Annotated in this window: 11 protein-coding genes; 5 read left to right on the top strand and 6 right to left on the bottom strand. The window is 60.3% G+C overall.

Annotated elements, in window-relative coordinates; translation table 11 throughout:
• Positions 1-25: 25 nt before the first annotated feature.
• From ACMX25_RS26410 to ACMX25_RS26395, 4 genes are all read right to left on the bottom strand, one after another.
• Positions 26-925, bottom strand: coding sequence for an amino acid ABC transporter ATP-binding protein (locus ACMX25_RS26410; protein WP_414952960.1), 900 nt, complete (start codon positions 923-925; stop codon positions 26-28).
• Between the two features lie 32 nt (positions 926-957).
• Positions 958-1,626 (bottom strand): amino acid ABC transporter permease, encoded by a 669-nt coding sequence (locus tag ACMX25_RS26405; RefSeq protein WP_414952959.1) that lies wholly within the window; start codon positions 1,624-1,626, stop codon positions 958-960.
• A 12-nt stretch (positions 1,627-1,638) separates the two neighbouring features.
• Positions 1,639-2,289 carry an amino acid ABC transporter permease gene (locus ACMX25_RS26400; protein WP_414952958.1) on the bottom strand — a complete coding sequence of 217 codons (651 nt, stop codon included), beginning with the start codon at positions 2,287-2,289 and terminating at the stop codon, positions 1,639-1,641.
• Between the two features lie 78 nt (positions 2,290-2,367).
• Complete coding sequence (locus ACMX25_RS26395; RefSeq protein ID WP_299703906.1) at positions 2,368-3,195, bottom strand: transporter substrate-binding domain-containing protein; 828 nt, start codon at positions 3,193-3,195, stop codon at positions 2,368-2,370.
• A gap of 442 nt (positions 3,196-3,637) precedes the next feature.
• Between ACMX25_RS26395 and ACMX25_RS26390 the strand changes: the two genes are divergently transcribed.
• Genes ACMX25_RS26390 through ACMX25_RS26380 form a run of 3 tightly spaced genes read left to right on the top strand, consistent with a single transcriptional unit; the run spans position 3,638 to position 7,138 of the window.
• Positions 3,638-4,609, top strand: a complete 972-nt coding sequence (locus ACMX25_RS26390; RefSeq protein ID WP_414952957.1) for an isopenicillin N synthase family dioxygenase — start codon at positions 3,638-3,640, stop codon at positions 4,607-4,609.
• Complete coding sequence (locus ACMX25_RS26385; RefSeq protein ID WP_414952956.1) at positions 4,602-6,017, top strand: FAD-binding oxidoreductase; 1,416 nt, start codon at positions 4,602-4,604, stop codon at positions 6,015-6,017. Before ACMX25_RS26390 ends, ACMX25_RS26385 begins: the two co-directional genes overlap by 8 nt.
• Positions 6,014-7,138, top strand: a complete 1,125-nt coding sequence (locus ACMX25_RS26380; protein WP_414952955.1) for an aminotransferase class I/II-fold pyridoxal phosphate-dependent enzyme — start codon at positions 6,014-6,016, stop codon at positions 7,136-7,138. Before ACMX25_RS26385 ends, ACMX25_RS26380 begins: the two co-directional genes overlap by 4 nt.
• A gap of 50 nt (positions 7,139-7,188) precedes the next feature.
• Here ACMX25_RS26380 and ACMX25_RS26375 read toward each other — a convergent pair whose 3' ends face one another.
• Both ACMX25_RS26375 and ACMX25_RS26370 read right to left on the bottom strand, forming a co-directional pair.
• Complete coding sequence (locus ACMX25_RS26375; RefSeq protein WP_414952954.1) at positions 7,189-8,730, bottom strand: amino acid permease; 1,542 nt, start codon at positions 8,728-8,730, stop codon at positions 7,189-7,191.
• Positions 8,731-8,797: 67 nt separating this feature from the next.
• Positions 8,798-9,583, bottom strand: a complete 786-nt coding sequence (locus ACMX25_RS26370; RefSeq protein ID WP_414952953.1) for an SDR family NAD(P)-dependent oxidoreductase — start codon at positions 9,581-9,583, stop codon at positions 8,798-8,800.
• Between the two features lie 266 nt (positions 9,584-9,849).
• On the opposite strand from ACMX25_RS26370, the gene ACMX25_RS26365 reads away from it, so the two are divergent.
• Together ACMX25_RS26365 and ACMX25_RS26360 are read left to right on the top strand one after the other, a co-directional pair.
• Positions 9,850-10,827: a helix-turn-helix domain-containing protein gene (locus tag ACMX25_RS26365; RefSeq protein WP_414952952.1), complete on the top strand. Its 978-nt coding sequence runs from the start codon at positions 9,850-9,852 to the stop codon at positions 10,825-10,827.
• A gap of 102 nt (positions 10,828-10,929) precedes the next feature.
• Positions 10,930-12,012: an alpha/beta fold hydrolase gene (locus ACMX25_RS26360; RefSeq protein WP_414952951.1), complete on the top strand. Its 1,083-nt coding sequence runs from the start codon at positions 10,930-10,932 to the stop codon at positions 12,010-12,012.
• The last annotated feature ends 8 nt before the right edge of the window (positions 12,013-12,020 follow it).

The following is a 12,020-nucleotide window of genomic DNA, read 5'->3' as shown; positions in this document are numbered from 1 at the left end:
GGCTTATCTATAGCTTACTTATAGCTCAGGTTTGGTTCTCAGCTTCGTTATGTCCCGCTGATTCGGTGCTCGGTTGGACCGTACTCGCCGACGGTTCCTCACGTCGTGCCCAGAACGCGTTCCGGTCGAGATAGTTTTGCAGAAACTGTTTAAGCCTCGACTGCCGCGCGTTGTGGAACACGTCCTCGGGGGACCCGTGTGCCTCGATTTTGCCATGATCGATGAAGACGACCGTGTCCGCGACTTGCGCCGCAAAGCCCATTTCGTGCGTGACGATCACCATCGTCATGCCATCGTTTGCAAGGTTCTTCATCACTTGCAGCACTTCGCCGACCAGCTCGGGGTCGAGCGCGGACGTGGGTTCGTCGAACAGCATGATGTGCGGTTCCATCGCCAGTGCGCGGGCAATGGCCACACGTTGCTGCTGCCCGCCGGAGAGCCGCGCCGGATGATTGTCCGCACGGTCGGCGAGACCGACCTTGTCGAGCATGGCCAGCGCCCGCTTGCGAGCCTCGGCCTTGGGGAGCTTGCGCACCCGCACCAGCGCTTCGGCCACGTTTTCCGCGGCCGTCATATGGGGCCACAAGTTGAACTGTTGGAACACCATGCCCACGTTGCGCCGCACGCGGTTGATTTCGGCTTGCGGCGCCCGCACACGGCGGCCGCTGCGATCGGTGACATAGCCGATCAATTCGCCCTCGATATAGATCTCGCCTTCGCTGTATTCCTCGAGGAACGCGAGCGAACGCAGGAGGGTGCTTTTCCCCGAACCCGACGGCCCGATGATGCAAGTCACCTCCGACTTTCTCACAGCGAGCGAGACATCATCGAGCACTTTCAGCGCGCCGAAATGCTTGCCGACATGCCGTGCATCGACAAGATATTCGGCGGGCGTCAGCGTGTTGCCAGAATTGGGTTTCTTCATGATCAGCTCAGTTTGATGGGACGCAACGCGCGTCACCGCGTGAGGAAACGGCCTACGCGGATCTCGACCCACTGTCCGGCTCGCGACGCCACTTCGACAAGCACGAGATAACACACGCACAGCGCGAGCAGGGTCTCGACGAACGCAAACCGCTCCGACCCGATACCGGTCAGCACGAACGTCAGCTCCGGCACCGTGACGACCGACAGCACCGCGGTTTCCTTGCTCAACACAATGATCAGGTTGGTCAGCGCCGGCACGATGATGACGAGCATCTGAGGCAACTGAACGCGCATGATGACTTGCAGCCGCGTGAAGCCGAGGCACTCGGCTGCTTCTATGTGACCGCGTGGCACCGATGTAAAGCCGGAGCGGAATGCTTCCGCGAAATACGCGCTGCCATAAAGCCCCAATCCAACAATGCCGGCTGTTAGTGGTTCAAGCGAAAGCCCCAGTGAAGGCCCACCGTAATACAGCACGAAAAGCTGCACGAGAAACGGTGTGCCCCGGAACACTTCTATGTAAGCACGCAAGAATCCGCGCACCCATTTGCCGCAGAAGATCTGCAGCAACGCGACGGCGAAACCGATCGCCATGCCGATCAACACGCCGCCGATCCACACGCCAATAGTCGTTGCAAACCCCTCGGCGAGAGCGGGCAGGGAGTCGGTCAGAACCGTGGGATCGAATTGAATGGACATATTTGGCTTGGCTTAAGCCCGTTCCATGCGGCGTTCTGCGCGATGCCCGGCCAGCGACAACGCCCCGTTGATGACCAGGTACGCCAGCCCGGCCGCCACATACGCCTCCAGCGGCCGATACGTGCTGGCAGCAATATTCTGCGCGGTGCGTGTGATATCGGCGACACCCACCACTGAAATCAGCGACGACGCTTTCACGAGCATGACCATCTCGTTGACGAGCGAGGGCATCGTCGTGCGCAGCGCCTGAGGCACTTGAATGCGCAGCACGGCATGCAGTCGCGACAAGCCTAGCAACTGCGCCGCTTCGAGTTGCCCATGCGGAATGCCGATAAATCCACCCCGCAGGATCTCGGCGAGATAAGCGGCTTCGCATAGCGAAACGGCGGCAGCGGCGGCGACGAGCGGCGGCACGTTGATGCCGATGAAGGGCAGGAAATAGTAAGTAAGCAGAAGCTGCACGAGCAAGGGCACGCCGCGAAAGAAGCCGACATACGCGCCGCCCAGCTTCGAGATGAAGAGGTTCTTCGAGAGTCTTGCGCTGCACACGGCGATCGCAATAATGAAACCAGCCACCAGCCCGACGAGTGAAATCAGGACCGTGGCTTGCGCGGCCTTGATCAGGTACGGAAGGGCATCGAGCAACGCGTGAAGGCTGAACATGGGCTGTCCGGCAAAGAGCAAGGCGCTAAGGCGCCTTGCAGGGCATCAATGATCCGCTGATTCGGCAGTACAACACGTTCAATAGTTAGGCGAAGGCATGGTGGTGGGCGTGTCCATGGTGACGCCGAACCACTTCTTCTGCAGCGCCGCAAGACGGCCATCGCCGTGCATCTTGACGATTGCCTGATTGATCGCGTCAAGAAGCGGCTTGCTGTCCGCGTCCTTGCGGCCGAGATAAGCGAAATACACCTTCGTGCCGAACGGCGGCTGCACAACCGCGAAGGTATCCGGACGCTGACGCGCTACGTACGCGATATTCGGCAACGAATTGCCCACGGCAACAATCCGGCCAGCGGCGAGGTCCGCATAGGCCTGATTGTTGTCGATGTATTCACGCACGCTCGTCTTGCCCGGCAGCGTGGCAACGTACTGCTTCAACTGGTCGAGTTGCGCGGTCGCCTTGCCGCCGCCAACCGTCTTGCCGGCCACGTCGGCGTTGGTTTTGATACTCGTGTCATTGGCACGTTTGAGCAACGCAACCGTACCGTCGGCAATCGGCAGGGTGAATTCGTAACGCTCCATGCGCGCCTTGGTGATAGTTACCGGGCCGCTGACAATATCGAACTTGCCGGCTTCAAGGCCGGGCAGCACGCTTGGCCAGGGAAGGTCGATGGAGCGTACTTTCACCCCCATCTCCTTGGATAATTCTGCAAAGAAGTCCTTATTAAAACCTTGTTGCTGCCCGTTTTCCAGGAAGTCGAACGGTGCAAACTGCATCTCGGTTCCCACGACCAGTTCGCCTGCCTTCTTGACCTTCGCCAACTGGTCTTCCGCGTGCGCCGAAACCGCTGTCGCGACCAGCGCGGCCACGAGCAGACGACCCTTCCACTTCGAGAAAAAATTCATTCTTGAACTCCACTGGTTAAAAGTGCACCCGGCTTGAGCAAAGGTGCGAACCGGTGCGCCGACCTGCTGTGGTGCGATTCAGTATATACCGTCAATTTGCATTGCCAAGCGCGTCAAAAATACTTCCGGCCGCACTATCTCAAGGCTTACTAACTTCGCGAAAACGCCGGGTTGCGTTCCGCGAATTGGCGGTATATACAGAGACTTGATCTGGATTTCGGCGGGCGTTCGTGGCTTATCTGCAGACGCTTGCGGCCGAGTCCCGGCAGTGCATCGCCGGATGTGTCGCGTCCCGCGAAAACATCACGCGCCGAGGCGCAGTGATACTGTTTTTGGGCCGGCCGTGCGCCTTGCGCCGGTTCGGCATGATGTCCGTCGCCAACGTGCAGGAGCGCAATCAGCCCGCACGGTATAGACGGCGATGAAACTTCGGAGTGCCTGGATGACCTCGACTTCTCACATTCCTATCGTCGATCTGGCGGCGGTTCGTGCATTGGATCCTGCTGGCTTGCGTGAAGCCGCCGCCGCGATCCGTGACGCGTGCACGAGCATCGGCTTCTTCTATGTCAGCAATCATGGCGTGCCAACCGATGTACTTGAAAGCGCCGTGAAAGCCGCGCGCGCATTCTTCGCGTATCCGCCCGAGGTGAAGCGGCGTGTCGCGGTGAATCGTCGGCACCGGGGTTTTAATGCGCTGGGCGATGCCGTCATGTATCAGGCCACCAAACCCGACTACAAGGAGTTTTTCAGCATCGGACTGGAGTTGCCGGAAGACGATCCAAGCGTGCTCGCCGGTGAAGCGCTGCGCGGTCCGAACAATTGGCCCGACTTCATGCCATCGTTGCGACCGGCACTTTATGGGTACTACGAAGCGATCGGCGAATGCGGTGCAGATCTGTTGCGCGCGGTGGCCGTGAGCCTGGATATCGATGAAACGTTCTTCGTGAGCAAATACACGAAGCGCATGCAGCGCACGCAGATGGTCTATTACCCGCCCCAAGCGCCCAAGTCGGACGCGGATCAGTTCGGCGTGGCGCCGCATACGGACTACGGATGCATCACGCTGCTGTGGCAGGACAACGTGGGTGGTTTGCAGGTGAAGGAGCTTGCAACCGATAGCTGGATTGACGCGCCACCCATTCCCGGAACGCTGGTGGTGAACGTCGGCGACCTGCTTGCGCGCTGGTCGAACGACCGCTTTCGATCAACGCTGCATCGGGTGATCAATCGCTCGGGCCAGGAACGTTATTCGATCGCGACCTTCTACGACCCGACTTATGGCGCGAGCGTGGACCCGCGCGATCTTGGGCTTGAGGGCATGCAGCCGCTGTATGAACCGGTGGCTGCGGGCGACTACATCCTGGGGCGGATCAACGATTCAATGGGTTATAGAAAGAAGCGCGCAAATGGCTGAGAACGCAATGAGCGGCATAGTGCAAAAGCTGATCGATGCGCTGGGCGCCGGGTCCGTGCGGTCCGGCGATGCCATCGAACCGCGCTATCTCGGCGACTGGAGCGGGCGCTCGCCGGTGCCGCCGTTGGCGGTCGTGCTGCCGCGTTCAACCGACGAAGTGGCAACGCTGCTGCGCTTATGCAACGAAGCCCGTCAGAGCGTTGTCCCGCAGGGTGGCATGACCGGATTGGCGGGCGGTGCCATTCCTTCCGGCGGCGATATTTGCGTGTCGCTCGAACGACTGGTGGGCATCGAGGAGGTTGATCGTGCGGCAGCGACCATGACGGTGCTTGCCGGCACCACGTTGCAAACCGTGCAGGACGCCGCGCAGGAAGCGGGTTTTGAATTTGCACTTGACCTCGGCGCGCGCGGCTCATGTCAGATCGGCGGCAACCTCGCCACGAACGCCGGCGGCGTGCGCGTGCTGCAGTCCGGCACGGCGCGGGACCAGGTGCTCGGACTCGAAGTCGTACTTGCCGACGGCAGCGTGCTCAGTTCAATGAACAAGATGGTCAAGAACAATACGGGCTACGACCTTCGAAACCTGTTCATCGGTTCGGAGGGAACGCTTGGCGTGATCACGCGTGCGGTATTACGTTTGAAACCGCGCCGCGCGGCACGCAACACCGCGTTGTGCGCACTGAATGATTACGACGATGCAGTCGCGTTGCTGCGCTCGCTGCAAGCCACTTTCGGCGATGAAATCGGCGCGTTCGAAATCATGTGGCCGGAGTTCTACGACTTTGGTGTCGGGCTGACACGCTCCCGCAAGTCACCGCTTGGTCAGGCGTATCCGCTCTATGCGTTGATCGAACAGGCCGGGTTCTCCGACGACCACGGCGAGCGGTTTGCCGCGGCGCTTAACGCGCAGCTTGAAGCGGGCGTGGTGCTGGATGCGGTCGTTGCACAGTCGCAGGCGGAGACTCAGGCGCTGTGGGCCATTCGCGAAGCGACCGCTGAATTGCCGGTGCAGATCGAGCCGATCAATTCCGACGTCAGCTTGCCCGTCGGCGAGATCGGTCATTTCGTCGATGCCTGCCGCAAGGACTTCGCTGCACGCTGGCCGACGCATTATGGTTTGTACTTCGGCCACATTGGCGACTCGAACCTGCATGTCACGCTCGACGCCCGTTCGATTCCCGGCGTGACGGTGGAAGAGGTCGATCGTGCGTTGTACGGCATGGTTCGCGATTACAGCGGTTCGATATCGGCGGAACACGGCATTGGTGTGCTTAAACGGCCGTTCCTCGGCTACTCGCGTAGCCCCGCCGAACTCGCTTGCATGCACGCGATCAAGCATGCACTCGACCCTCACGGCATTCTCAATCCCGGCAAGGTGCTGCCCGCTGCCGAACAAGGAACTCAATGAGCGTAACTGCGTTTATAGAAAGCTTGCGCGCGGACGTGCGGGGCTTGCCTGCGTATAACGCGGGGTTGTCGGGGGAATACGTCCGGGCGCGTTATGGCGTTTTGCATGTCGCCAAGCTCGGCAGCAATGAAAATCCGCGTGGTGCCAGCGCAGCTGTGATTGCGCATCTTGCAGAGTCGACAACGTCCGGCGCGCTCGCGCTTTATCCCGATCCTTCATGCAGCGTGCTACGCGCGCTGATTGCTGAACGGCTTGCGGTCGATCCCGAGCAGTTGTTGTTCGGCAACGGCTCCGAGGACTTGCTCGCCATCGCGGCCCATACGTTCCTCGCACCCGGCGACGAAGTGATCACCGTGATCCCATCGTTTGGCTTGCACATCATCTATCCGCAGAGCGTGGGCGCGAAGGTGGTCACTGTGCCCATGCGGTCGGACTTCGAATTCGATGTCGACGCATTGGTTTCTACCATTTCGTCACGTACGCGCATGTTGATTATTAGTAATCCTGGTAATCCGGTCGGATGCGCAATGAATGTGGATGAAATGCGCCGGCTGTTGAGCGCAGTGTCGCCGGGGACGCTGGTGCTGTGGGACGAGGCCTATTTCGAATACGCCTGCGATGAAGACGGTTACCCGGACAGTCTCGCCGTGCTGCGTGAATCAGGCTTGCCGTGGTTGTTGCTGCGCACGTTTTCAAAGGCGTATGGATTGGCGGGACTTCGGGTGGGATACGGGGTGGCGTCGGCGCCGGAACTCGCTGGGCTGATGAACCGCGTGCGTACGCCATTCAATATCAACCAGATTGCGCAGCAGGCAGCCGCCGTTGCATTTGGCGATCAGGCGCATGTCGCGGCCAGCGTGAAAGATGCCCGCTCCGGCCGCGAATGGATGCGCGCTGCGTTGATCGGGCTGGGCGTGAATCCGGCGCGTTCGCGGGCCAATTTCCTGTTCTTCGATTGCGGGGAAGACGCGGCCAGGCTCGCTGGCCGGATGCTGGAGGATGGAGTGATTGTGAAGCCGTGGCGCGAACCGGGTTATGAAAGCTGCATACGGGTGAGTGTTGGGAGCGCCGCGGATAACGCTTTGTTTATAGCGTCGTTTGAACGGCGGCGGACGATGTGATTTTTTCGCGCCGGTAAAACGTTGATCCGTTCACCGGCGCGAGCGAAAACCTACTCCACGTTCTCTTCCAACTGCGCTTCGAGCCCGACAATTTTCTCCCGCCGTTCCTTCGACAGATTGCCTACTGGCGGCCCGGCAAAACTCTTGCGCACACCGGCGCCGTACCAGATCAGCATCAGTACCGCGAGCAAGCCGACAATCACATAAATCACTTTTTCATTCGGTGGCTGGATGCCGACATAAGCAAGAATCAACGCACCGATCACTGCCGCAACAGCAAACGGCTTCGACCACATTCCCAACTGGAAAGGCCCTTTTTCAGTCCACGTCTTGCCTTCGGCGAAGATCCCGGCGGCGACCGGCATGGCGTAGGAGATGAACAGAAAAACCGCGCTGCCTGCGCTCAACACCGAAAATGCATCGCCATATAACGTGATGACAATGGCCAGCACGGCCGACACCCAGATCGCAATGCCGGGCGTGCGGTGCGCATTGACCTTGCGCAGGAACTTCGACCCGGGCAGGCCGCCGTCGCGTGCAAACGCAAACATCATTCGCGATGTCGATGTCACCGCGGCAAGCCCGCATACGTAGTTGATGAAGAACAGCAGCAACTCGATCACGATCCGCAGCGGTCCGGGAATCGGCGCAAGGATGGCTTCAAAAAATCCGGTGCCTTGCTTGATCGCTGCGCCAATGTCCGGCATCACGAGAACGAACGAGCAGACCAGCACGTACCCGAACAAGGTCGACCACAACACGGACTTGACGATCCCGCGCGGCACGTTGCGCGCAGCATCGTGAGTCTCCTCGGACGTGTGCGCGGAGGCATCGAAACCGGTGATCGTATAGGCGGTCAGCAGCAGCCCTGAAAGGAACGCCATCGCCATGGTTTGCGCGGGCCATTGTCCGCCGTCCACGCCCGTGAAATTCTTGAAGGTCCAGAGTCGCGAGAAGTCCACCTTGACCGGGGAATAGATCACCAGCGACGCAACCAGGATCACCGTGACGACGAAGATGAGGTAGCCGGACACGTCGGTGATCTTGCTGGCGATCCGGATACCCCGGTGATTCAGGAAAGCTTGCGACGCAGTAATCAACGTAAGAAATATGGTCTGATGCCACCAGCCGAGCGACTCGGGCTTGACACCGAACATCGGGGCGATCAGGGTGCGAAAGAACGGGTCCCAGGTACCGAAGTTGATGGCTGCAACCACGAACACGAGTCCCAGCAAATTGAACCAGGCGGTGAGCCAGCCCCAGGTCTTGCCGCCCAGGATCGAACTCCAGTGATACAGGCCACCGGCCGTCGGATAAGACGAGGCGATCTGCGCCATCGCGGCGGCAACCACCAAGGCGAAGACGGACCCGAGCGGCCAGCCCAGTCCGATCGATGCACCGCCGGCCGCGCTGAGACCAAGTTGGAACGAGGTGATTCCGCCGGACAGGATGCAGATGAGAGAGAACGATACGGCGAAGTTGGAGAACGCGCCCATGCGGCGCGAGAGCTCCTGTGCATAGCCCATCTTGTGCAGCAATGAAACGTCGCTATCCGCGCTCTCTGGCGGCGGAACTGCCGTATTGATGTCCATGGTGGTCGATCCTTATGGCTGAAGCTTCTGGTGGACGTTGGATTGGAGCTGCAAACCAGCTGTGAACTTAAGCGGCGGTAAAGCAGTTATCGACGTAGAGATGCGCGCCGTTGATGAAGCTGGCGTCGTCACTGGCGAGAAAAAGCGCCGCCTTGGCCACTTCCTCGGGCGCACAAAGACGGCCTTGCTGAAGCGACAGCGCTGCTTCGCTTGCATCGAAACCGTATTGCGCGAGCGCGGCGATTTCACGCTGCCCGTGCGGGGTATCGATGAAACCTGGACACACCGCGTTGCAACGAATCCCACGCTCGCGATACTCCACGGCAATCGCCCGCGCGAACATCGCGCACGCGCCCTTGGTCGTGCAATACAGCACTTCGAGCGGGGTGGCCGCTGTCGACGAGATCGACGCCGTGCAGACAATCGAGCCGCCGCCCGCCCCAAGCATGTGCGGCAGCACGGCGCGGGTCATCGTGAACATGCTCTTGACGTTGACGTCCATGAGCCACTGATAGTCCTCGTCGGTGGTATCGAGGAAGGGTTTGACGACGATGCTGCCCGCGTGATTGAACAGCACGTCGATCGTGCCGAAGCGCTCGGCGATCCGCGCCACGGCGGTTTCTACCTGATCGGTCTTCGCGACATTCGCCTTGAAGAACTCCGCCACGCCGCCGTTCTCGCGGATTTGTGCCGCGACCTGCGTGCCGGCGTCTGCGTTGATATCGACGATGGCGACCTGCGCTCCCTCCTTGGCGAACAGCACGGAGGCCGCACCGCCGCAACCGGTGGCCCCGCCCGACACGATCGCGATCTTGCCCGCGAGTTTTCCGCCAACAGACTCGGATTTGCCCATTCCTGACCTCTCGTTGTTTATCCTTTATTCAGGCTAGGCGCGACACAATTTACGCACTATCCAAAATTGGCAAAGGGGCGAGATAGATCGGAAAAAAACTACAAACGGTGTCGTGCGGAGGTTCGAGGGCCCGCTGGACAGGGTTTTCAGCGATGGGCGCGCGCACGCAGGGCGCTTGCCGTGGCGCTCGGCGAACGCCAGAATGATCGACAGGGATTTTGGTCGTTTACACTTTTTTGACGCGTACCGTCCGCCAAGGAGTTTTTATGCAAGCGGTCCAACTTGTGCGTCCGGCCGTCGATATCCATTGCTGCCGGAGCATTGACGAGCAGGCCCGGCTGCTCGAAAGCTGGAACCAGACCTACTGCCAGATCTCGCGGGGCGCTTTCGACGGCTCGGTCAGCTCCGTGCATGCGGGCGCGGTGCGTATTCTGGTTGAACGCATGAACCGGACGGTGTACCAGCGCGGTTGCGTGGATGTTTCGCGGATCGCTGTGGGCATTCCGTTCCAGCTCGAAGGTCACGCGTTGTTGTGCGGCCAGGTGAGTCATCTCGATGGGCTGCATGTCTTCTCGGGGCCCGGAGGGTTCGAGTTTTTATCGCCCGACAAGCACGTGGTCGTGAATCTGGAGATAGCACCGCTGGAACTGTCGGACCCGCTGCTTCGCCTGGCTATGGACAACGTCCAGCAAGCGCTCGGCAATCAGCCGGGGGTGCTCAATGCCGATCCCGCCCGGTTGCAAGCGTTCAGGAGCACGCTGGCGGGTCTGCTGGATACGGTCACGTCCACGCCATCGACGCTCGCCGACGCGACCGCGTGCGCGACTTTTGAGCGTTCGGTGATCGTGGGGCTATCTGACTTACTACTCGATGTGAGTGATACCGACACGCGTACCGGACCGTCACGCAACTGGAAACTGGTTGGCGCCGTGCGCGAACTGGTGGAAGCGTCGGCGGATTGCCCGCTATCGGTCGCTGATCTATGCTTGCGGCTCGGCGTCAGCCGGCGCACGGTCCAGTACGCATTCGATGAAATCCTCGGCACGAATCCGGCCTCGTACCTGCGTGCGGTCCGGCTTGATCGTGTCCGCAAGGATCTGCTGCATGCCGGCTCGGTCACCGACGCGGCGACCCGTTGGGGCTTCTGGCACTTTGGCCATTTCTCCAACGACTATCGCGAGCAGTTCGGCGAATTACCATCGGAGACGTTACGGCGACTGCGTAACGGAGCGGGGCGCGCGTAAGGGTTCGTGTTTGTGTCCGGTTGCATCGGGATATATAAATACGGATGAGCCGGCAAGGATCGGCCTAAACTAAAAGCTTAGACCTCAACTAGCGAGGAGACCATGCGCTCCCTCCTGCTCGCGCTTGCCCTGGTGTGTTTTGTTCCCCCTGCCGCCGCGCAACAGGCACCGTTATACGAGCAATCCGGCGACTTCATTGCCACCGGCTTTCACTTCGAAGACGGCTCTTCGCTGCCCCAGGTCAAGCTCCACTACGTCACCCTCGGCGTGCCTCACTGCGATGGCAACGGACACTTCACCAACGTTGTCTTGCTGCTCCACGGCACAACCGGCACGGGCCGCGCTTTCCTTACTGCTGCCATGCGCCAGGAACTGTTCGGGCCCGGTCAGCCACTCGATGCCAGCCGTTATTTCATCATCATTCCGGATGGCCTCGGACGGGGCGGATCGAGCAAACCCAGCGACGGGCTGCGCACGGAGTTCCCTGAGTACGGATACAACGATGTCGTCCACGCGCAGTACCTGCTCGTCACGCAAGGACTCGGCATTGACCATGTGCGGCTTGTGCTCGGTACCTCGATGGGCGGCATGCAGACGTGGTTATGGGGCGAACGCTATCCGGACATGATGGACGGCCTCATGCCTATTGCAAGCCAACCGGTGGCGCTCACCGGACGCAACGGGTTCTGGCGGCAGATGATTATCGACGCCATCCGGCGCGACCCTGACTGGAACGACGGCAACTATTTGCGCCAGCCGATTCAATGGTTGCGCGCCATGCCCGTCTTTACGCTGATCACGAAGAATCCCGCACGCATGCAGGCATTATCGCCTACGCCGGGTACCTCGAGATGGTCCTACGACGCCGCCGTCTACAGCGGTCGCCAATACGATGCCAACGACGTGATGTACTGGTTCGAGTCGTCGTGGGACTACGATCCCGAAGCGGGCCTTGGGGCAATCAAGGCACCGCTCTTCGCCGTCAATTTCTCTGACGACCTGATGAACCCGACCGACCTGGGCATCATGCAGCGTCTTGTACCGCGCGTGCCGCATGGGCGTTTTGTCGAAATGCCGGAGAGCGAGCGCTCTTACGGGAACGAGACGATCGATCATCCCGAAGTCTGGAAAAGCTATGTCGCTGAGTTTCTCCAGACTCTCCCGCCGCAGGCGCTGCCGCAATGAAACAAGGC

The organism is Caballeronia eucalypticola (assembly GCF_047608185.1).
Classification (GTDB): Bacteria; Pseudomonadota; Gammaproteobacteria; order Burkholderiales; family Burkholderiaceae; genus Caballeronia.
The sequence above is the reverse complement of the archived record's forward strand: the minus strand, read 5'-3'. Positions and strand labels throughout refer to the sequence as shown.